Below are 20,562 nucleotides of genomic sequence, written 5' to 3' on the forward strand. Positions count from 1 at the left end.
CGGCTTAGTCGAGCGGCGGCCCGAACACCGACCAGCCGGTCCGCGCGCCGAACATTTCGAGCGCGCGGACGCCGAGCATCGAATTGCCGTTCTGGTCGAGATTGGGTGACCAGACCGCGACAGCGCCTCTCTCCGGTGCGACCGCGATGATCCCGCCGCCGACCCCGCTCTTCGCCGGCAATCCGACGCGCACCGCGAAATCACCCGATCCGTCGTAATGGCCGCACGTCATCATCAGTCCGAGCAACTTGCGCATCCGCACCGCGGTCGCCTCCGCCGCCTCGTCGGTGCGCGAGCGGCGGGTGCGTGCGAGGAACAGCCCGGTGCGTGCCAGCCCCCGGCAATCGAGCGTGATCGCGCACTGGTTGACGTACGCCTCCATCACCGCGTCGAGCGAGCCGTGAAGGTTGCCGTGGTGACGCATGAAGCTCATCATCGCCCGGTTCAGATCGCCGCCCTCATGCTCGGACGCCAGCACCTCTGGGTCCAGCGACACTGTGTCGCGGCCGGCATGATGGCGCACGAAATCGACCACCGCGCTCGCCTGCTCGTCGTCGCCGAGCTCTTCGACCAGGATATCGACGATCGCCAGCGCGCCGGCGTTGATGAACGGGTTGCGCGGAATGCCGTGCGTGCGCTCGAGGTCGACGATCGAGTTGAACGGATCGCCCGACGGTTCGCGTCCGACGCGGTCGAACACCTTGTCGCCGATCGCGCACATCGCCAGTTCGAGCGCGAAGACCTTGGCGATGCTCTGCAGCGGGAAGGGCGTCGTCGCTTTGCCGGCGGAATAGATTTCGTCGTCGACGGTGGCGACGGCGATGCCGAACGCACCGGGCTTCTTGCGGTCCTCCTTCGCATCGCCCGCTGCCTCGATCTCGGCGGCCTTGTCCGCGATCTCCGCCGCGATGTCGTCGACGATTTGCTGCACGCTCTTCTCCAATGGCTCACAGCCCGAACGGGTGACGGCGGCCATGTGTCCGGTCGTTCGCGAACGCGGCTGACATGCGAATCGCGCCGGGTCTCAACGCGCGCGGCTTTTTCGCCTAGACGTCGCGGCGCCATGCCTCAGCCGATAAACATCCTGCACCTCCATTCCACCTTCGATCTCGGCGGCAAGGAGGCGCGCGCGGTACGGCTGATGAATGCGTTCGGCGATGGTGCGCGCCACACGATCGTCTCTGGCATGGAGGGCCGCTACGGCGCGCGCGACCGTATCGAGCGGTACGTCAAGTACGAGATCGCGCAGGATCCGCCCCCGCTGCAGGGCCGTCCTTCGGTCTATCGCTACGATGCGATCGCGCGCTACATGCGGCGCTTCGATCTGGTGCTAACGTACAATTGGGGTGCGATCGACGGCGTTATGGCGCGCCGCGTGTTCGGCCGCGGCGTGCCTCCGGTGGTGCACCACGAGGACGGCTTCAACGAGGACGAGGCCGGCGGGCTCAAGCGCGAGCGAAACCTCTATCGCCGCCTCGCGCTCGGCGCGGCGCACGCCCTCGTCGTGCCCTCGGCGACGCTCGAACGCATCGCGCTCGATACCTGGAAGCAGCCGCGCGCCAAGGTGTACCGCATCGTCAACGGCATCGCGACCGATCTCTACGCGCGTCGCCCAGAGCCGAAGGCGATCCCCGGCTTCGTGCGCAAGCCCAAGGAGATTGTGATCGGCACCGTCGCCGGGCTGCGCACCGTCAAGGATCTGCCAGCCCTCGTCCGCGCTGTCGGCGGCCTTTCCGGCCGCTTCCGCCTCGTCATCGTGGGGGAGGGCCCCGATCGCATCAACATCGAGCGTACCGCGCTGGCGATGGGAATCGAGGATCAAGTCCTGCTCCCCGGCTTCCTCGACCGGCCGTATCGCTTCATCGGGCATTTCGACCTGCTCGCGCTGTCGTCACGGTCGGAGCAATTCCCGATCGCGGTGATCGAGGCGATGGCGGCGGGGCTGCCGGTCGTCGCGCCGCCGGTCGGCGACGTGCCGGCGATGGTCGCGCTGGAAAATGCGCCGTTCATTACCGATCATCCGGGCGAGATCCGCTTGCGCGACGCGATGCAGGCGCTGATCGCCGACCCCGATCTGCGCGCACAGGTCGGCGCCGCCAACCGCCGCAAGGCGCAGGCCGAGTATGACGAACAGCAGATGATCGCCCGCTACGCCGCGCTCTACGAGGCCGCGATGCGCCGGCCGGGCGCGCTGACGTGACGCGCAAATTGCTCGCGCGCTGCAACCTTTCGGGCTAGGGCGCCTTATTCTGTCCACAATATAGGTGATCGACGCTCGTGGCATCTGCCGTGTTCAAGGGGCTTCAACCCATCAACTATGCCGGCCGCGAAGTGTGGCCGCTGGTGGAGGGCGGCAAGGGCGTGGCGGCGACGAATCACGCCTCGGCCGGCGCCTGGGCGGCGGCGGGCGGCATCGGTACGGTCAGCGCGGTCAACGCCGACAGTTACGATCCCGACGGCAAGATCATCCCGCAGATCTATCGTGCGCTCACCCGGCGCGAGCGCCACGAGGAACTTATCGCCTACGCTATCGAGGGCGCGGTGCAGCAGGTCCAGCGCGCGTGGGACATTGCCGGTGGCAAGGGCGCGATCAACATCAACGTCCTGTGGGAAATGGGCGGCGCGCAGCGCGTGCTGCAGGGCGTGCTCGAGCGTACCAAGGGTCTCGTTGCGGGCGTGACCTGCGGCGCCGGCATGCCGTACAAGCTGAGCGAGATCGCCGCGTCGTACAACGTCAATTATCTGCCGATCGTCTCCTCGGGCCGCGCCTTCCGCGCGCTGTGGAAGCGGGCCTATTCCAAGGTCTCGGAGCTGCTCGGCGCAGTGGTGTACGAAGATCCGTGGCTTGCCGGCGGCCATAACGGCCTGTCGAACGCCGAAGATCCGCTGAAGCCCGAAGATCCCTATCCCCGCGTCAAGGCGCTGCGCGAGACGATGCGCGAGGGCGGCATTCCGGACAGCACGCCGATCGTGATGGCGGGCGGCGTCTGGTACCTGCGCGACTGGAACAACTGGATCGACAATCCCGAACTCGGCGCGATCGCCTTCCAATACGGAACTCGGCCACTGCTGACGCAGGAGAGCCCGATCCCGCAGGAATGGAAGGAGCGGCTGATGACGATCGAGGAGGGCGACGTCCTGCTCCACCGCTTCTCGCCGACCGGCTTCTACTCCTCCGCAGTCCGCAATCCTTTCCTGCGCAGTCTCGAAGCGCGTTCGGAGCGCCAGATCGCCTTCTCGACCCAAGAGGCGGGCGATCACGTCTTCCAGCTCGACGTCGGGGTGAAGGGCAAGAACTTTTGGGTCACCAAGGGCGATTTGATGCGCGCGCGTGAGTGGTTCGGCCACGGCTTCACCGATGCGCTGAAGACGCCCGACAACACGCTCGTCTTCGTCACCCCGCTGGAGAAGGCGGAAATCCGTAAGGACCAAGCCGACTGCATGGGCTGCCTAAGCCAGTGCCTGTTTTCGAGCTGGGCGGATACCGAGACGAACTCGACCGGGCGGCTCGCCGATCCGCGCAGCTTCTGCATCCAGAAGACGCTGCAGGAAATCGCGCACGGCGGCGATACGGAGGCCAACCTGATGTTCGCCGGCCACGCGGCCTACAATTTCAAGCGCGACCCCTTCTACTCGAACGGCTTCGTGCCGACGGTAAAGCAGCTGGTCGATCGCATCCTGACGGGCGACTGAGCCGCGGGTCGGCGTCGTCGATCCTCAGGCAGGAAGACCTCACTGCCATCGTAGCGGTGATGCACTCCTGACTTGCGCCAGTGATAGTGGGCCCGTGCAGCTTCGCTCTTAGGAAGCGCAAGCCGCTGTTGAGAGCGTTGACTTCGTTCAAGCCGGCTTGCTGCGCGAAACGGCGGCGCTCTCGAAGCCTCGCCGACCGATCGATATGGCGGCGCTACGACGCCAATCGGTAACGGTCGGCGGCGGCCCCGATCAGGCCCAGCCCTCGAGCACCTGATCGGGCGGGCGATGGCCGTCGGCCCACATGCGGATGTTGGTGATCACCTTCTCGCCCGTGGCGAGCCGCCCCTCGTAGGTGGCCGAGCCCATGTGCGGCGTCATCACCACATTGGGCAGCGCGAGCAGCCGCGGGTCGATCGCGGGCTCGTGCGCCCATACGTCGAGCCCCGCGCCGGCGAGCCGTCCCGCCTCGAGCGCGTCGACCATCGCCTCCTCGTCGACGATCCCGCCGCGGCTGGCGTTGATCAGGAACACGTGCGGCCGCAGCAGTGCGATGCGGTTCGCGTCGATCAGATTCTCGCTGTCGGCGTTGCGCGGCGTGTGGATCGTCAGGATATCGATCCCTGCCAGCATCTCGTCGAGGTTGGGGTGCCACTGCGCCTGCAACTCGGCCTCGACCACCTTGGGCAGCCGGTGACGGTTGTGATAGTGGATCGACAGGCCGAACCCGCGCGCGCGACGCGCCACCGCCTGGCCGATCCGGCCCATGCCGACGATGCCCAGCGCCTTGCCGCCGATACGATGCCCCAGCATCCCGCCGGGCGACCAGCCCTTCCATTCGCCCGATCGTACCAGCTTCTCACCCTCTGCCAGCCGCCGCGGGACGGAGACGATCAGCGCCATCGTCATGTCGGCGGTGTCCTCGGTCAGCACGCCGGGCGTGTTGGTCACGATGATGCCGCGCGCGCGCGCTGCCTTGAGGTCGATATGGTTCACGCCCGCACCGAAATTGGCGATCAGCTTCAGCCGCGGCCCCGCCGCCGCGATCAGCGCGGCGTCGATCGTGTCCACCACGGTGGGCACCAGCACGTCGCAGTCGCGTACCGCCGCCTCGAGCGCCGAACGGCTCATCGCCTGATCGCCGCGGTTGTTCACCGTGTCAAACAGCGTGTCTAGCCGATCCATCACGGCATCGGGCAGTTCGCGGGTGACGACGACGCGGGGCTGGGGAGTGCGCTGGCTGTCCATCGCCTGCCGACTTGGCGAAGCGCCGCGCAAGCGTCAACGATCGGTTGAAGCCGCGCCCCGCCCGCGGCTACAGCGGGGCAGGTGACAGGGGCGGGCGATTGGGGCAGGCAATGCGGCGAACAGGTAGCGTAATCATGGCATTGGCGGCCGGCGCATTGGCGTTCGCCGGCAGCGCCGAAGCACAGGCGGGCAAGGACAAGCCGAAGCCGCCGTATTTCGCATCGATCAGCGCTGGCAAGGCGCGGATGCGCTCGGGCCCCGGGCGCACCTTTCCCGCGACCTGGCTCTACGTGCGCGCCGATCTGCCGATCCGCGTGGTCGACGTGTTCAAGGAATGGCGCAAGGTGGAGGATCCCGGCGGCACGCAGGGCTGGATGCTCGGCGCACTCGTCAGCGGCACGCGCACCGCGATCGTTCAGGGTTCGGTCGTCGAACTGCGCGAGCGGCCGGCCTATGGCGCGCGGATCCTGTGGCGCGCCGAGCCTGGCGTCGTCGGCCGCGTCAGCCAATGCGCGCGCGGCTGGTGCCGGCTCGACGTGAAGGGGCAGGCGGGATACGCCGAAGTGGCGCGGCTGTGGGGCGTGACGCCCGACGAGACGCTGCCGTGACCCCGATCCCCGGCTTCGATCAGGACGCCTTCGTCACCGCGACGCTTGCCGAGGATCTCGGCGACGCGGGCGACATCACTTCCGCCGCGGTAATCCCCGCCGATGCACGCTTCGTCGCGGCGATGAACACGCGCGACGCGATCACCGTCGCGGGACTCGACGTCGCCGCCGCCTTCTTCCGCCGGATCGATCCCGAGGCGACGATCAAGATGCTTGTCGTGGACGGCACGCAGGCCGCCCCCGGCACGCGGTTGATGACAATCGAGGGCAGCGCCCGCGCGCTGCTCACTGCCGAGCGGTCGGCGCTCAACACGGTCCAGCATCTGTCGGGGATCGCGACGCTCACCGCGCATTATGTCGCCAGGATCGCGGGCACCGGCGCGGTGCTGCTCGACACGCGCAAGACGCTCCCCGGCCTTCGCCACCTGGAAAAATATGCGACGCGCACCGGCGGCGCGCAGAACCACCGCATGGGCCTGTGGGATGCGGCGATGATCAAGGACAATCACGTCGCGGTCGCCGGCAGCGTCGGCGAGGCGGTGCGCCGCGCGCTCGCCGCCGGCATCGCCGAGGTGATCGTCGAGGTCGACCGCGTCGACCAGATCGAGCCCGCGCTCGCCGCCGGTGCGACGCGGCTGCTGCTTGACAACATGCCGCCCGCCGTATTGCGCGGCGCCGTCACGCTGGTCGGCGGCCGCGTGCCGACCGAGGCATCGGGCGGCGTCAACCTCGACACGATCCGCGCGATCGCCGAAGCCGGGGTCGATTTCATCAGCGTCGGCCGGCTGACGCAATCCGCCCCCGCCGCCGATATCGGCCTCGATTTCGCGCTCATCTGAAGGACCTGCCGATCGTGCTTCGCCCGCCATCGATCGTCCGCTTCGAGCGGCTGTATCTCGCTGCCGTCGTGATCGGCCTCGCCAATACCGGCTTCGGCTGGGCACAGTCGATGCGCGGTTTCGCGCGCAACCCGATGCTCGCCGAGATGACGTGGCTGTTGCCCACGCTCGTCGCCGTCGGCCTCGTGCTGCGGCTAACGCTCTGGTACTTCACGGCGCGACGCCCGAGCCTCGTCGCCAAGTGGATCGTCGTGGCGCTCGCTGCGATCGCGGCGGTCGGTCTGCTGCTGCTCGTCTTTGCGCTGGCGAGCGGATCGTCGCCGTCGCCCGCGGCGACGGTTACCGGCGCGCTGTCGGGCGTGCTTCACGTTGCCGCGGCGGCCTGTCTCTTCCGCAACGACGCGCGGCAATGGTTCGGCGAAGCCGCCGACGAAGATCTGGAGAACGAAGAATGATCCGCGTTGCCCTTGCCGTATCGATGCTGCTGCCGGGGGTGGCGACCGCGCAGGCGCTGCAATGTTCGGTATCGCCAAATACCGCGCTGTCGGTCCGCCCCGATCTGCCCAGCGAGCGTGAGCCGCAGCGGTTGCTGCCGATCGGCCATTACACGCTCGCGATCAGCTGGGCCCCGCAATATTGCCGCAACAAGCAGGACGATCCGCGCGCCAGCTTCCAGTGCGGCGGGGACAACCGCTTCGGCTTCGTCCTCCACGGGCTGTGGCCCGACGGCGTCGGCAAGGAGTGGCCGCAATATTGCAAATCGACGCCGCTGCTCGCACCCGCAACCATTCGCGCCAACCTGTGCGCCACCCCCTCGGCGCAGCTGCTGCAGCACGAATGGGCGAAACACGGCACGTGCATGGCGGGTGAGACGCCCGACAGCTATTTCGCGCGATCCACCGCGCTCTACCGCAAGCTGCGCTATCCCGACATGATGCATCTGTCGCGCCGCCCGCTCACTGCCGGGCGCTTCGCGCAGGCGATGGCGCGGGCGAACCCCGGCATGCGCGCAGACATGATGCGCGTCACCGCGACGCGCGAGGGCTGGCTCGACGAGCTGTGGATCTGTATGGACAAGAGCTTCCGCTACGCGCGCTGCCCGGCCCATCAGGGCGGCGTCGCGCCGAGCGCCAAGCTGCGCATCTGGCGCGGCCGCCGCTGATCGGCGGCGAGGACCGCCCCCGCGCTGCCGGCGGGGGCGGGCATCCGGGTTAGCGCTTGCGCGTCAGCTCGCGCATCGCATCGTCGAGCCCGGCGAGCGACAGCGGATACATACGGTCGTTCATCAGCTCGCGGATCACCTTGACCGATTGTGAATAGCCCCATTGCGCCTGCGCCACGGGGTTCAGCCACACCGCGGCGGGATAGGTTGTGGTCAGCCGCTGCATCCACACCGCCCCCGATTCCTCGTTGAAATGCTCGACCGAGCCGCCGGGATGGGTGATCTCGTACGGGCTCATCGACGCGTCGCCGACGAAGACCAGCTTATAATCGTGCGGGAACTTGTGCAGCACGTCCCACATCGGCGTCCGCTCGGCAAAGCGGCGCTTGTTGTCCTTCCACACGCCCTCGTACGGGCAATTGTGGAAGTAGAAAAATTCTAGGTTCTTGAACTCGCTCGTTGCCGCCGAGAACAATTCCTCGCACAGTTTGACGAACGGATCCATCGATCCGCCGACGTCGAGGAACAGCAACAGCTTCACCGCATTGCGGCGCTCGGCACGCATGCGGATGTCGAGCCAGCCCTGCCGCGCGGTGCCGTCGATCGTGCCGTCGATGTCGAGCTCGTCCTGCGCGCCCTCGCGCGCGAACTTGCGCAGCCGGCGCAGCGCGATCTTGATGTTGCGGGTGCCCAGCTCCTTGGTGTTGTCGAGATTGCGAAACTCGCGCTGATCCCACACTTTCAGCGCGCGCTTCTGCTTCGATTCGCCGCCGATCCTGACGCCCTCGGGGTTGTAGCCCGAATTGCCGAACGGGCTGGTGCCGCCGGTGCCGATCCACTTGTTGCCGCCCTGGTGGCGCTTCTGCTGCTCCTCGAGCCGCTTCTTTAGCGTCTCCATGATCTCGTCCCACGAGCCAAGTGACTTGATCGCTTCCATTTCCTCTGGCGTCAGGAACTTGTCCGCCACCGCCTTCAGCCAGTCGGCCGGGATCTCGGCGCCCTCCTGCGCGAAGCTCGTCTCAATCCCTTTGAAGACCTTGGCGAAGACCTGATCGAACTTGTCGAGCAGCCCCTCGTCCTTCACGTACACCGCGCGCGACAGATAGTAGAAATCCTCGGGCGTGCGGTCGATCACCTCGTGCTGCAGCGCCTCGAGCAGCAGCAGATGCTCCTTCATGCTCGCGGGGATGCCGGCGACGCGTAGCTCGTCGAGGAAGTTCAGGAACATCGGCTCTCCGCCCTATCGTCTGCTTTGACGACGGCTGATGCCAGAGATGCGGCGAAGCGGCCAGCCTGAACTTCGGTTATGGTTTTCGCAGGTTCAGCGACGTGATGCTGCCGCGCCGGCTCCGGGCACGTAGGCGTCGATCAGCGCGCCGACGTAATCGGGATCACGCCCCGTCAGCTCGGCGGCGGGGCGGGCGGGGGAGTAGATGAACCCGTGCACGCGATAGGTCGTCCCGCCGAGCCCGTCGGCGTCGCGGTACCACACCTTCACCTCGCTCCAGTCGTTGCGCTTGCTGACGTCGAACACCGTCACGTCCTGCTCGGCATGGCCGCGCACGCCGTTTTGGCGCGACCAGTTGGCGTGGGTGAGCATCAGTACGCGGTCTTCGACGATCCGACTGACGACCGCGACATGGCCCAGCGGCAGCCGCGCCTGCTTGGCGAAGGCGATGACCGATCCGACGACGGGCTTCTCGCCGCGGCGATACTTGCCGTCGGCCTGATCCCACCACGTCCAGGCATCGCCGTAGATCTGGATGCCCGATGCCTGCCGCGCGAACGGCACGCACTGGCCAACATAGTCCAGCAGCGATCGGGCTTGCGCCGGGGCGGAGAGCAAACACGCAAACGCTGCGACGATAGCGAGGGGGGAGCGCTTCATCACCCCGCGAAACTACGCTCGATCGGTTGAGCAGCAGGTTGCGCGTCGTAGTTAGCAAAGCGTTAGCGCGCTCTCGTGAACGAGGCGTCGCATGCGTAACAATCGTTGATAACGATAAACCAACCCGCCGAATCGCGCGACCGGACCGGCCGGGGGCGGCGCGCCGATCGACGCGCCGCCGGCCCCAGTGATCAGTTCTTGTTCGCCTGCCGCTTGGCCATGAACGCCAGCCGCTCGAACAGCATCACGTCCTGCTCGTTCTTGAGCAGCGCGCCATGGAGCGGCGGGATCGCCTTGGTCGGGTCGCGGTTCTGCAGCACGTCGAGTGGCATGTCCTCGTGCAGCAGCAGCTTAAGCCAATCGAGCAGCTCGCTGGTCGACGGCTTTTTCTTCAGGCCCGGTACCTCGCGCACGTCGTAGAAGATGTCCATCGCCTTACTGACGAGCATCTTCTGAATGCCGGGAAAGTGGACGTCGACGATCGCCTGCATCGTCTCGCGATCGGGGAATTTGATATAGTGGAAGAAGCAGCGGCGCAGGAACGCGTCGGGCAGTTCCTTCTCGTTGTTCGAGGTGATGACGACGATCGGGCGCTCGGTGGCGCGCACCGTCTCCTTCGTTTCGTAGACGTGGAACTCCATCCGATCGAGTTCCTGCAGCAGATCGTTGGGAAACTCGATGTCGGCCTTGTCGATTTCATCGATCAGCAGCACGGGCAGCTCGGGTGCGGTGAACGCCTCCCACAATTTACCCTTCCGGATATAGTTGCCGATGTCGTGCACGCGCTCGTCGCCGAGCTGGCCGTCACGTAGGCGAGCGACGGCGTCATATTCGTACAGGCCCTGCTGCGCCTTGGTCGTCGACTTGACGTTCCACTCGATCAGCGGCGCGCCCGTCGCCTTGGCGATCTCGTAGGCGAGGACGGTCTTGCCGGTGCCGGGCTCACCCTTCACCAGCAGCGGCCGGCGCAGCGAGACGGCGGCGTTCACCGCGACTTTCAGATCATCGGTCGCGACGTAGCTCTGCGTACCTTCGAAACGCTTCATGCCCTCACCCCGTCTTCTTCGAATATCGGGTAGGGCGATGCGGGAATTTTCGCCGCGGTGCAAGCGGCTGAGACCGGCGCGCGTCAGTCGGTGCGCGCGCTCGCGCGGGCGTCGAGTAGATGCCACAGCCCGCGATGCTGCGCGACGAGCTGCTGCGCGCCGAAGCGCATCGCGCGTTCCGCCGCCGGGGTGGTCGCCGCACGATCGGCGATGCGCGCGATATCCGCCAGCCGCGGCAGCGTGCTCGGCGCGATCGGCGTGCCGGCGCGCTCGGCGGCGGCATCGAACATCGGGCGGATACGCTGCCAGTCGGCGAGGAAGGCGAGCGCCGCGCCGGTGGCGCAACCGAGCCGGTCCGATCGCGCCAGCGTCGCCAGCGCGTGACGCTGCCCGATGATCGTCGTCGTCGCTTCCGTCTGCCCCGGTGTCGACGGGATCGGCCCGATCGCGACGGTCAGCGCGATCAGCCGCTCGCGCTCCTGATCGAAGGCGAGCGCGGCGTCGCCGAGCCACATTCGAACGCCTGCGTCTGCGATCGCTGCACCCGCGAGTGCGACGATGCTCGGCGCGGTGCCGTGCAGGCTGCAGAAGGCGTGAACCGCATCGGCGAGATCGCGCCCGCTCGCGCCCGGCTGCATCATCCGTCGGGCATGCGCGGCGGACAGGCTGCCGTCGTCGGTGACGATGTCGACGATTGACGGGCCCAGCGCTGTGGAACCTGCACTGGAAATCATCGACACGCCCATTTCCCCAAACCGGTGGAGGGAGCGGCTTACAGGCAGGGGTGTAAAGAGGGCGTTTATGCCCCGCCGTCGTGCGGCACGATGACGGCGAATACCCCCGTAATGCGCCCGCCCGCGGTCAACGGCGCGAGCCCGATCGCCGCCGGCGATATCTCGGCGCCGCCGACCAGCAGCGAGGCCGAGAGCGACATCGCTGCACCCTGCTCGATCACGGCTTCCAGAGCATCGCCGACGCGCGTGCGATCGAAGACCGCGATCAGCGATACCAGCCGTGCCGCGGCAAGCGCGTCAAGCGTCGCGCCAGTGAGCGCGGCCAGCGCCGGGGTCGGCTCTTCGATTCGACCCCGGAGATTGAGGCTGACGGCGGCCGATCGCGTCGCGGCAAGCGCGGCCGACAGCGCCTCGTGCCGCTCGCGCCAGCGCTGACTCTCCTCGGTTGCGGTCGTGTCCGCGATCTTGACGACGCATCCCTCAGGCGTCGCGATCACGGTGCAGGCGAGGCGCCGTTCCGCGACGCGCGGCGAGCGGCACTCGATCGTCTCCGTCTCGCCCGATGCGAGAACGCGACGCACGGTAGCGGGTAGTGTCGTATCGCCTGGCGCGGCGCAGCCGGCGATCGGCTGGCCCGCGCTCGCCGCCGCCCCGAAATAGCGCCGCGCGCCGCGGCTCGCGCCGGTGATGACGAGATCGCGATCCGTCACCAGCATGATCGTCTCGACCACATCGAGCAGCGTGTCGCGCATGGTGTCACCGGATGCGGCCGCGAAATGCGGCGTGCACAGGGCGTCCATCACGTCGAGCGAGGTGAGCACCAGCCGCGGCCGCCCGCGATGCAGGATATAGATCGGCGCACGCGTCGCCCGCTCCTGCCAGACGCCGAAATGGCGGACTAGATCGGACGCGGTGACACGCTGTTCGGCACCGGGCTGCGTGGGAGAAAGTCTGATCATGCACTCGTTTCACCGAGCGCGCGTCACGACGACAACCGATCAGCGTCGGAGCGGATCAACCCGCATTTTTTTTGGGCCGAAACGAAGGTTCCCGTCACCAGGCGGCGGAAGGCGGACGGCGTGGCGTACCACGCCGCCGCGCTTTGCCCTTATTGGTCGAGGAAGCTGCGCATCTTCCGGCTGCGGCTCGGATGCTTCAGCTTGCGCAGCGCCTTGGCTTCGATCTGGCGGATGCGTTCGCGCGTCACGCTGAACTGCTGGCCGACCTCCTCCAGCGTGTGATCGGTGTTCATGCCGATGCCGAAGCGCATCCGTAGCACGCGCTCCTCACGCGGCGTCAGGCTGGCGAGGACACGGGTAACCGTCTCCTTGAGGTTCGCCTGGATCGCGGCGTCGACCGGGATAACGGCGTTCTTGTCCTCGATGAAATCGCCAAGGTGCGAATCCTCCTCGTCGCCGATCGGGGTCTCGAGGCTGATCGGCTCCTTGGCGATCTTCATCACCTTGCGCACCTTCTCCAGCGGCATGGAAAGGCGCTCGGCCATTTCCTCCGGGGTCGGCTCGCGGCCCTGCTCGTGCAGGAACTGACGGCTGGTGCGCACCAGCTTGTTGATCGTCTCGATCATGTGGACCGGGATACGGATCGTGCGCGCCTGATCAGCGATCGAGCGGGTGATCGCCTGCCGGATCCACCACGTGGCGTAGGTCGAGAACTTGTAGCCACGGCGGTACTCGAACTTGTCCACCGCCTTCATCAGGCCGATGTTGCCCTCCTGAATGAGATCCAGGAACTGCAGCCCGCGGTTGGTGTATTTCTTGGCGATCGAGATCACGAGGCGCAGGTTCGCCTCGACCATCTCCTTCTTGGCGATCCGCGCCTCGCGCTCGCCCTTCTGCACCATGTTGACGATACGGCGGAACTCGATCAGCGCCATGCCGGTCTGCTGCGAGATTTCCGCGATCTCGGTGCGGATGCGATCGACCGCCGCCGCCTCGTTGGTCGCGAACGCCGTCCATTTCTTGTCGAGCCCGTTGACGGTCGCGAGAAACGTATCGTCGAGCTCGTGGCCCATGTAGCGGTCGAGGAAGTCCTTGCGGTTCACCTTGTGCCGCTCGGCGAGGCGCAGCATCTGCCCGCCCAGCGCGGTGAGGCGCCGGTTATAGCTGTATAGCTGGTCGACGAGATACTCGATCTTGGCGTTGTGGAACTGGACGCTCTCGACCTCCGCGGTCAGCTCCTCGCGCAGCTTCTGATACTTGCGCTCGTCCGCTGCGGTCAGCTCGGTCCCGCCGCCCATCGCGTCGAGCCGGCCCTGCTGCATCTTGGAGAATTTCTTGTAGATCGCCGTGATGTTGGCGAACTTCTCAAGCGCCATTGGCTTGAGCGTCTCCTCCATCTGCGCGAGGCTGAGGGTATTGTCCTCCTCCTCGTCGTCCGACGGCCGCGGCGTGCGGCGCTCGGTCAGCTCGTCGTCCTCGTCGGCCGACGCTTCCTCGGGTTCTTCTTCTTCCTTGAAACTGGTGCCCGCGGTCTTCTCGCTGATCTCGCCGCTGTCCTCCTCGGCGCCCTCGACCTGCTCGGCGGATGGCCCCTTCGACAGCATCGCGTCGAGATCGAGGATCTCGCGCAGCTGCATCGTGCCTTCGTTAAGCTGCGTCGACCAGTCGATGATCGCGTTGAACGTGATGGGCGATTCGCAGAGACCCATGATCATCGTGTCGCGGCCGGCCTCGATACGCTTGGCGATCGCAATCTCGCCCTCGCGGCTGAGCAGCTCGACGGCGCCCATCTCGCGCAGGTACATGCGCACCGGATCATCGGTGCGGTCGACGGTTTCCTTTTTCTTCTCGGGCGCGGGGGCATTGTCCTGGTCCGCGTCGACGGTCTCGACCTCGTCCTCGGCCTGCTCCTCGCTCTCGCCGTCCTCGCCCGCTTCCTCGTTCTCGACGATGTTGACGCCCATCTCGTTCAGCGCGGACATCACGTCCTCGAGCTGATCGGACGACATCTGATCCTGCGGCAGCGCGGCGTTCAGCTGATCATAGGTGATGTACCCGCGCTTCTTGGCACGGGCGACCAGCTTCTTGATATCCGCGTCATTGAGATCGATCAGCGGGGCATCGGCCACTTCCGCGCCTTCGTCTGCACCGCTACCGTTCACCTTCGCCATTACTCTTCTTCGCTCCAATCGCTGTCGCCGCCACCAAGCTCGAAGCCGCGATCATAGAGAGCGGCTTTTTGCGCGTAGAGCGCAGATCGTGTCCGGTCGAGAGCCAAGTACTCCTCCGCAGACGGATCGGCACGAACCGCACGGTTCACTGCATCAATCTCGCGAAGCAGATCCTGTTCCTCATGAACAAACTCCACCATGCCCCCAAGCGTCCGAATGGAGGATGCTGGGTCAGCATCCCAGGGGAACCGTAGGTCGGTTTGGATGTCGTGACGGGTTTCTGGCTTTAGTTTGCTGGCAAGCAATATGGATTGCAGCGCGTCCGCATCAAGCCCTGGACGCTGAATCACCGCTTCAATCATAGTGTCACGCCAAGGCAGCAGTCGCTGGTCAGTCACCTCAAGGCTGCTGACTGGCTCCATCATGATTGCAAGTACAGCCGGGTACCGGGACAAGCCGTAAAATACGGATCGCATGTACGAGGCGAGTAGATTCCGGGGTGCATGAGGTCCCGTCTGGATCACCGCCGTTCCGATGACTTTACGTTCGCCGCGCTTCCACCCGTAATCCTCAAAAAACAGGTCGTTGAGGGCGCGTCGGTATTCTGCCTGAACAAACTTCGATTCAATCTTATCGGCTAGGTCGACGACGGCCTGTCGCAGGCCTGCCCGGCCTTCGGGCGTGTCCGTGAGAGCTTCGGCACGTGCGCTCTGGTATAGCACCGAAACCAGAGGCTTGCGTTGACGCGCAACCGCCTCGAATGCGTCGGATCCGCTTGCCCGCACCAAATCGTCCGGATCCTGCCCTTCCGGCAGCGTCACGAACGATAGGCTGCGCCCCGGCGCCAGCATCGGCAGCGCGCGATGCGCCGCGCGGATCGCCGCCTTCTGCCCCGCTGCATCGCCGTCGAAGCAGAGCGCCGGCACGTCGGCGATCCGCCACAGCCGTTCCAGTTGATGCTCGGTCAGCGCAGTGCCGAGCGGCGCCACCGTCTCGCCGATCCCCGCCTGCGCCAGCGCGATCGCATCCATATAGCCCTCGACGACGAACACCCGGTCCGCCTTGCGCGCGGCGGGCAGCGCGCGATCGAGGTTGTAGAGCGTGCGCCCCTTGTCGAACAGCGGCGTGTCGGGGGAATTCAGATACTTGGGCTCGCCGTCGCCGATGATCCGCCCGCCGAACGCGATCACCCGCCCGCGCTGGTCGCGGATCGGGATCATCAGCCGGCCGCGAAAGCGATCGTACGGCTCCTTGCCGTCGACGCTGATCAGCAGCCCCGCCTCGATCAGCATCGCGTCGCCGAACTGCTTCAGCGCAGCGCGCAGCTTGCCGCGCGTGTCCGGCGCAAAACCGAAGCCGAAGGCACGCGCCGTCGCGGCCGATATGCCTCGCCGGTCGAGCAATTCGCGCGCCGCAGCCCCCTCCAGGCCCGCCAACTGACCAGCGAACCATTCGCTCGCCGCCTGCATCACGCCGTGCAGCGACAGCGCCTTCTCCGCGCGTTCGGCCGATCTCTTGTCGGGCGCGGGCACGTCCATCCCCGCCGCCTGCGCCAGTTCCTTCACCGCATCGATGAACGGCAGCCCGCGCTGATCGGTCATCCAGCGGATCGCGTCGCCGTGCGCCGAACAGCCGAAGCAGTGGTAGAAGCCCTTGTCGTCGTTGACGTAGAAGCTCGGCGTCTTCTCGTTGTGAAACGGGCAGCAGCCCTTGTACTCGCGTCCCGCCTTGGTCAGCTTGGTCGTCTTGCCGATCAGCGCGCTCAGCGACGTGCGCGCGCGCAATTCATCGAGGAATGCGGGGCTTAATGACATAGACTGTCCGTCTGCGGCAGGTTCAGCACGTCAGCCCGCCAGCGCTGCCTTCACCAGCCCGCTCGCCTTCGACATGTCGAGCACGCTGCCGTGCCGCCCCTTCAGCTCGGCCATTACGCGGCCCATGTCCTTCATCCCCGCCGCACCGATCTCCGCCTTGATCGTCTCGATCACGGCGCGCGTCTCCGCCTCGTCCATCTGCCGCGGCAGGAACCGGTCGATCACCGCCACTTCGGCCTCTTCCGCCGCCGCCAGTTCCTCGCGGTCGCCCTTGCGATACATCTCGATCGATTCGCTGCGCTGCTTCTTCATCTTCTGCAGCACCTCGACGACGAGCGTATCGTCGTCGGGCGGCGTCGCCTGCGTGCGCACCTCGATGTCGCGGTTCTTGATCGCCGCCTGGATCAGGCTGATCGCCGCGCGGGCTTCCTTGTCGCCGGCCTTCATGGCGGCGATCTGGGCTTGCTTGATGTCGTCTCGAATCATGGTGCGGCGGCCCATATCAGATTGACGCGGCGGGGGGGCGGGTTTAGCGCGCCGCACTTAACACACATCGCCGATCACCCAGGAGTGCCCGCCCAATGGCCGACGCCAAGCCCTCGCACGCGCCCAAGCCCGACGGCGCCACCGGCGCCCTCGTGCTGGCGTCCGGCGACGTTCTGTGGGGACGCGGTTTCGGCGCGGAAGGGCAGGCGGTCGGCGAGGTGTGCTTTCACACCGCGATGACCGGCTATCAGGAGATCATGACCGATCCCTCGTTCGCGGGGCAAATCATCACTTTCACCTTTCCGCATATCGGCAACGTCGGCGCGAACCCCGACGACGTCGAGGCGGACGAGCCGCACGCGCTGGGCATGATCGTTCGCGAGGACGTGACCGCGCCGTCGAACTTCCGCGCGGTGGAGCGGCTCGACGGGTGGATGAAGCGGCATGCGCGCATCGGCCTTTCCGGCATCGATACCCGCGCGCTGACGCGGCGCATCCGGCAGGGCGGGGCCCCCAACGGCGTCGTCGCGCATTCGGCGAGCGGCACGTTCGACATCGATTTTCTGCTCGGGCTGGCGCGCGCCTGGCCAGGTCTCGAGGGCATGGACCTCGCCAAGCAGGTGACGCGCGAGACGCACGGCAGCTGGGGCGAGGATCGGGCGGGCGGCATCTGGCGGCTCGGCTTCGGCTACGGCGACAACGCGGACGAGGATCGCCCGCACGTCGTTGCGATCGATTACGGCAGCAAGCACAACATCTTCCGCAATCTGGCGCAGGCCGGCGCAAAGGTGTCGGTCGTCCCGGCGGAGGCGAGCTACGACACGATCATGGCGCTGCAGCCCGACGGCATCTTCCTGTCGAACGGGCCGGGCGATCCGGCGGCAACTGGGGAGTATGCCGTGCCGGTGATCCGCCAGCTGCTGGATACGGGCAAGCCGATGTTCGGCATCTGCCTCGGCCACCAGTTGCTCGGGCTCGCGGTCGGCGCGCGCACGACCAAGATGTTCCAGGGCCATCGCGGCGCGAACCATCCGGTCAAGCGCCTTGCCGATGGCGTGGTCGAGATCACCAGTATGAACCACGGCTTCGCGGTCGAGCGCGAAAGCTTGCCCGCAAATGCGCGCGAGACGCATGTTTCGCTGTTCGATGGCAGCAACGCCGGGCTGGAGCTGACGGACCGTCAGGCGTTCAGCGTTCAATATCACCCTGAGGCAAGCCCGGGGCCGCAGGACAGCCTGTATCTGTTCGAGCGATTCGTCGGTTCGCTCAGCAGGTGATCGAAGCCGTGCCTTGCCGGAACTAGCTCCCGGCAAGGCACGTGCGGTCATCAGAAGATGAAATCCGCCTCGACCGGCGCCGTACTGGTGCCAGCGAACTGAACGGTGAAATCGGCGAGGTCATCGGCATTGGTATCGACGCCGGCGAAGGTTACACCGCCGACCGACGAGAAGCTCACGTCGGCGGCAGTAATACCGAAGGCGCTGAGATCGACCTTGTCGGTGCCGGATACGAAGTCGAGGATCGTATCGTTCCCCGGCCCGCTGGTGAAGACGAAGGTGTCCGCGCCGGCGCCGCCAATGTGCTGGTCGTTGTTCGCGCCGCCGTTCAGCGTGTCGCTGCCGGCACCGCCGACCAGGAAGTCGCTCGCGCCGCCGCCGGTGATCGTGTCGTTCCCCGTGCCACCGTTGATATAGTAGCTGATCGTCGACGCGCTGTTATCAAGCACGTCGTCGGCTTGCGTGCCAAGCTGTACCGCGGCGAACTGATCGCCACGTGCCGTGCCGCTGACGAGATCGCGCACGTCGAACGTGACGCCGGCCGAGGAGAAGAAGGTGATCCCTTCATCGTCGAACCGACTTACTGCGCCGGTAAGGGCGCCGGTCGCATCCTCGGCCTGCAACCGAACGGCGAGGCCACCATCCTGATTGGCAGCCGTACCGGCATCCGCCGCATTGCCGTTACCCACCTCTGCACTGGTGAACGTCAGCCGCACCTGAGTCGTGCCGGTCGCGGCCGACACGTTGACACGATCATCGCCCACACCGAGATTGACCGCATCCGCGCCATCAGTTGATACGTTGAAGATCGCGGTGTCATTGCCAATCCCGCCGAACACCGTGTCAGCACCGCCGCCACCGATGAAGCTGTCATCGCCGGCAGAGCCGATCAGCCGATCGTTGCCGGCGCCGCCGACAAGGAAGTCGTTCGCGCTGCCGCCGGTGATGACGTCGTTACCGGCGCCACCGTTGATATAGTAACTGATGGTCGTCGCGCTGTTGTCGATAACCTCGCCGATGGACGTTCCCAGTTGCACCGCCGCAAACTGATCGCCGCGCGCGGCACCGCTGACGAGATCGCGGACGTCGAAGGTAAGCCCGGCACTGGAAGCGAAGAAGGTGATGCCTTCGTCGTCGTATCGGCTGGCGATACCGGTAAGCGCGCCGGCCGCGTCTTCCGCCTGCATCCGAACGGCTAGATTGCCGTCCTGATTGGCGAGCGTGCCGCTATCGCTGGCGTTTCCGTTGCCGACCTCGGCGCTGGTGAAGGTCAGGCGGACCTGCGTGGTTCCCGCTGCGGCGGACACGTTGACGCGATCGGCGCCCACGCCGAGATCGACGGTATCGACGCCGTCGGTCGATATGTTGAAGATCGCGGTATCGCTTCCTTGGCCGCCGCTGATCGTGTCGTTGAGCGCACCGCCGATGAAGCTGTCGTCACCCGCGCCGCCGACGAGGCGATCCGCCCCTGCACCGCCGACCAGAAAGTCATTGGCGCTGCCGCCGAAGATGACATCGTTGCCGTGTCCGCCGTTCACATAATAGCTGGCCGTAGCGGCGCTATTGTCCAGCGTTTCACCGGCGCGCGAGCCAAGCTGCACTGCCGCGAACTGGTCACCGCGTGCCGTGCCGCTCACCAGATCGCGGACGTCGAACGTCAGCCCGGCGGTCGTCGACACGAACGTGATGCCCTCGTCGTCATAGCGGCTGATCGCCCCCGTCAGCGCGCCTGAAGCGTCTTCCGCCTGCATCCGGACGGCTAGATCGCCGTCCTGATTAGCGAGCGTACCCGAATCGTTGGCAGCGAGATTGCCGACCTCGGCGCTGGTGAACGTCAGGCGGATCTGCGACGTGCCGACAGCGGCGGCGACGTTGACGCGATCGCTTCCGACACCCAAATCGACGCGGTCCGCGCCGTCGGTGGAAATGTTGAAGACCGCCTGGTCATCGCCCTGGCCGCCGGTGATCGTGTCGTCGCCTGCGCCGCCAATGAAGCTGTCGTTGCCGTCACGCCCGCCGAACAGTGTGTCATTGCCGGCGCCACCGACGAGGACGTCGTCGCCGAGACCGCCATTGATATCGTCGTTGCCACGACCGCCGTTGATATAGGCGGCGATCGTCGATCCGCCTTCGGCATAATAATCGTCGCTCGACGTGCCGAGCCGGACGATGCCGAACTGCGTGCCCCGTTCAACGCCGCTGACGAGGTCGCGTACATCGAAGGTGTAGCTGCCGTCAGAAACGAAGCTGATCCCCTCGTCGTCGAAGCGCCCGATTGGCCCGGTCAGCGCGCCGGACGCGTCCTCGCCCTGCACGCGAACGGCGAGATCACCGTCTTGGTTGGCGAGCGTGCCGTTATCTGTCGCGGAATCGTTGCCCACTTCCGCACTGGTGAAGGTCAGCCGGACCTGCGTATAAAGTTGCTCACGATTACCAAGAAAGACGACGTCGTATCCGGCGCCGAAGTCGCGTGAGACGCCTGCAAGAAACGCCAGGCTATACCCGGCCTGATCATCACGTACTCTGCTGCCGTTTACCGTCGCCATCCATCTTCTCCCTTGGTTATTGTGAGCAGCTACGAACAGGTGTGCGAGAGGATGCGCGGCAACAAAAAGAATTAATATGCCGTTAACCTTG

18 protein-coding genes are annotated in these 20,562 nt (G+C 66.2%); 7 read left to right on the forward strand and 11 right to left on the reverse strand.

Going from position 1 to position 20,562, the window contains the following annotated elements; all coding sequences use genetic code 11:
- Positions 1–4: 4 nt before the first annotated feature.
- Entirely contained in the window at positions 5–931 is a 927-nt protein-coding gene (gene glsA / locus F1C10_RS02335; protein ID WP_185210019.1) for a glutaminase A, read from the reverse strand.
- Positions 932–1,063: 132 nt separating this feature from the next.
- On the opposite strand from glsA, the gene F1C10_RS02340 reads away from it, so the two are divergent.
- Together F1C10_RS02340 and F1C10_RS02345 are read left to right on the forward strand one after the other, a co-directional pair.
- Positions 1,064–2,200 (forward strand): glycosyltransferase family 4 protein, encoded by a 1,137-nt coding sequence (locus F1C10_RS02340; protein WP_185208455.1) that lies wholly within the window; start codon positions 1,064–1,066, stop codon positions 2,198–2,200.
- Positions 2,201–2,289: 89 nt separating this feature from the next.
- Positions 2,290–3,693, forward strand: a complete 1,404-nt coding sequence (locus F1C10_RS02345; RefSeq protein WP_085809789.1) for a nitronate monooxygenase family protein — start codon at positions 2,290–2,292, stop codon at positions 3,691–3,693.
- Between the two features lie 252 nt (positions 3,694–3,945).
- On the opposite strand, the gene F1C10_RS02350 is transcribed toward F1C10_RS02345, so the two are convergent.
- Entirely contained in the window at positions 3,946–4,941 is a 996-nt protein-coding gene (locus tag F1C10_RS02350; protein WP_185208457.1) for a D-glycerate dehydrogenase, read from the reverse strand.
- A 134-nt stretch (positions 4,942–5,075) separates the two neighbouring features.
- Between F1C10_RS02350 and F1C10_RS02355 the strand changes: the two genes are divergently transcribed.
- The 4 genes from F1C10_RS02355 to F1C10_RS02370 are packed head-to-tail and all read left to right on the forward strand — an operon-like array spanning position 5,076 to position 7,550.
- Positions 5,076–5,549: an SH3 domain-containing protein gene (locus F1C10_RS02355; RefSeq protein WP_258043022.1), complete on the forward strand. Its 474-nt coding sequence runs from the start codon at positions 5,076–5,078 to the stop codon at positions 5,547–5,549.
- On the forward strand, positions 5,546–6,388 hold the full coding sequence (gene nadC / locus F1C10_RS02360) for a carboxylating nicotinate-nucleotide diphosphorylase (RefSeq protein WP_258043023.1): 843 nt from the start codon (positions 5,546–5,548) through the stop codon (positions 6,386–6,388). Before F1C10_RS02355 ends, nadC begins: the two co-directional genes overlap by 4 nt.
- Positions 6,389–6,402: 14 nt before the next feature.
- On the forward strand, positions 6,403–6,843 hold the full coding sequence (locus tag F1C10_RS02365) for a hypothetical protein (protein WP_185208463.1): 441 nt from the start codon (positions 6,403–6,405) through the stop codon (positions 6,841–6,843).
- Positions 6,840–7,550: a ribonuclease T2 gene (locus F1C10_RS02370; RefSeq protein WP_185208465.1), complete on the forward strand. Its 711-nt coding sequence runs from the start codon at positions 6,840–6,842 to the stop codon at positions 7,548–7,550. The genes F1C10_RS02365 and F1C10_RS02370 overlap by 4 nt, the downstream gene beginning before the upstream one ends.
- A 49-nt stretch (positions 7,551–7,599) precedes the next feature.
- Here the strand turns inward: F1C10_RS02370 and F1C10_RS02375 are convergent, their stop codons facing one another.
- The 8 genes from F1C10_RS02375 to F1C10_RS02410 all read right to left on the reverse strand — a co-directional run bounded on the left by F1C10_RS02375 (position 7,600) and on the right by F1C10_RS02410 (position 16,648).
- On the reverse strand, positions 7,600–8,778 hold the full coding sequence (locus tag F1C10_RS02375) for a VWA domain-containing protein (RefSeq protein ID WP_185208467.1): 1,179 nt from the start codon (positions 8,776–8,778) through the stop codon (positions 7,600–7,602).
- Between the two features lie 93 nt (positions 8,779–8,871).
- Positions 8,872–9,438 carry a CHAP domain-containing protein gene (locus F1C10_RS02380; protein WP_185208469.1) on the reverse strand — a complete coding sequence of 189 codons (567 nt, stop codon included), beginning with the start codon at positions 9,436–9,438 and terminating at the stop codon, positions 8,872–8,874.
- A 191-nt stretch (positions 9,439–9,629) separates the two neighbouring features.
- Positions 9,630–10,484 (reverse strand): MoxR family ATPase, encoded by an 855-nt coding sequence (locus tag F1C10_RS02385; RefSeq protein WP_185208471.1) that lies wholly within the window; start codon positions 10,482–10,484, stop codon positions 9,630–9,632.
- 83 nt (positions 10,485–10,567) lie between these two features.
- Positions 10,568–11,218 carry a DUF6975 family protein gene (locus F1C10_RS02390; protein WP_258043135.1) on the reverse strand — a complete coding sequence of 217 codons (651 nt, stop codon included), beginning with the start codon at positions 11,216–11,218 and terminating at the stop codon, positions 10,568–10,570.
- Between the two features lie 65 nt (positions 11,219–11,283).
- Positions 11,284–12,177 carry a hypothetical protein gene (locus F1C10_RS02395; protein ID WP_185208473.1) on the reverse strand — a complete coding sequence of 298 codons (894 nt, stop codon included), beginning with the start codon at positions 12,175–12,177 and terminating at the stop codon, positions 11,284–11,286.
- Positions 12,178–12,326: 149 nt separating this feature from the next.
- Positions 12,327–14,348, reverse strand: coding sequence for an RNA polymerase sigma factor RpoD (gene rpoD, locus F1C10_RS02400; RefSeq protein ID WP_185208475.1), 2,022 nt, complete (start codon positions 14,346–14,348; stop codon positions 12,327–12,329).
- Positions 14,348–16,162, reverse strand: coding sequence for a DNA primase (gene dnaG / locus F1C10_RS02405; protein WP_185208476.1), 1,815 nt, complete (start codon positions 16,160–16,162; stop codon positions 14,348–14,350). Before dnaG ends, rpoD begins: the two co-directional genes overlap by 1 nt.
- Positions 16,163–16,192: 30 nt before the next feature.
- On the reverse strand, positions 16,193–16,648 hold the full coding sequence (locus F1C10_RS02410; protein ID WP_185208478.1) for a GatB/YqeY domain-containing protein: 456 nt from the start codon (positions 16,646–16,648) through the stop codon (positions 16,193–16,195).
- A gap of 95 nt (positions 16,649–16,743) precedes the next feature.
- On the opposite strand from F1C10_RS02410, the gene carA reads away from it, so the two are divergent.
- Positions 16,744–17,925 carry a glutamine-hydrolyzing carbamoyl-phosphate synthase small subunit gene (gene carA, locus F1C10_RS02415; RefSeq protein WP_185208488.1) on the forward strand — a complete coding sequence of 394 codons (1,182 nt, stop codon included), beginning with the start codon at positions 16,744–16,746 and terminating at the stop codon, positions 17,923–17,925.
- 50 nt (positions 17,926–17,975) lie between these two features.
- Here carA and F1C10_RS16855 read toward each other — a convergent pair whose 3' ends face one another.
- On the reverse strand, positions 17,976–20,471 hold the full coding sequence (locus tag F1C10_RS16855; protein ID WP_219729777.1) for a calcium-binding protein: 2,496 nt from the start codon (positions 20,469–20,471) through the stop codon (positions 17,976–17,978).
- Positions 20,472–20,562 lie beyond the last annotated feature (91 nt).

The organism is Sphingomonas sp. NBWT7, from assembly GCF_014217605.1.
Taxonomy (GTDB): domain Bacteria; phylum Pseudomonadota; class Alphaproteobacteria; order Sphingomonadales; family Sphingomonadaceae; genus Sphingomonas.

Excerpts from the sequence above, each read along its gene's own strand:
- F1C10_RS02395 (WP_185208473.1), bottom strand. The coding sequence starts at position 12,177 with ATGATCAGACTTTCTCCCACGCAGCCCGGTGCCGAACAGCGTGTCACC.
- F1C10_RS02375 (WP_185208467.1), bottom strand. The coding sequence starts at position 8,778 with ATGTTCCTGAACTTCCTCGACGAGCTACGCGTCGCCGGCATCCCCGCG.
- F1C10_RS02385 (WP_185208471.1), bottom strand. The coding sequence starts at position 10,484 with ATGAAGCGTTTCGAAGGTACGCAGAGCTACGTCGCGACCGATGATCTG.
- carA (WP_185208488.1), top strand. The coding sequence starts at position 16,744 with ATGGCCGACGCCAAGCCCTCGCACGCGCCCAAGCCCGACGGCGCCACC.
- dnaG (WP_185208476.1), bottom strand. The coding sequence starts at position 16,162 with ATGTCATTAAGCCCCGCATTCCTCGATGAATTGCGCGCGCGCACGTCG.
- rpoD (WP_185208475.1), bottom strand. The coding sequence starts at position 14,348 with ATGGCGAAGGTGAACGGTAGCGGTGCAGACGAAGGCGCGGAAGTGGCC.
- F1C10_RS16855 (WP_219729777.1), bottom strand. The coding sequence starts at position 20,471 with ATGGCGACGGTAAACGGCAGCAGAGTACGTGATGATCAGGCCGGGTAT.
- F1C10_RS02390 (WP_258043135.1), bottom strand. The coding sequence starts at position 11,218 with ATGATTTCCAGTGCAGGTTCCACAGCGCTGGGCCCGTCAATCGTCGAC.
- F1C10_RS02370 (WP_185208465.1), top strand. The coding sequence starts at position 6,840 with ATGATCCGCGTTGCCCTTGCCGTATCGATGCTGCTGCCGGGGGTGGCG.
- F1C10_RS02410 (WP_185208478.1), bottom strand. The coding sequence starts at position 16,648 with ATGATTCGAGACGACATCAAGCAAGCCCAGATCGCCGCCATGAAGGCC.
- F1C10_RS02340 (WP_185208455.1), top strand. The coding sequence starts at position 1,064 with ATGCCTCAGCCGATAAACATCCTGCACCTCCATTCCACCTTCGATCTC.
- F1C10_RS02355 (WP_258043022.1), top strand. The coding sequence starts at position 5,076 with ATGGCATTGGCGGCCGGCGCATTGGCGTTCGCCGGCAGCGCCGAAGCA.
- F1C10_RS02350 (WP_185208457.1), bottom strand. The coding sequence starts at position 4,941 with ATGGACAGCCAGCGCACTCCCCAGCCCCGCGTCGTCGTCACCCGCGAA.
- F1C10_RS02380 (WP_185208469.1), bottom strand. The coding sequence starts at position 9,438 with ATGAAGCGCTCCCCCCTCGCTATCGTCGCAGCGTTTGCGTGTTTGCTC.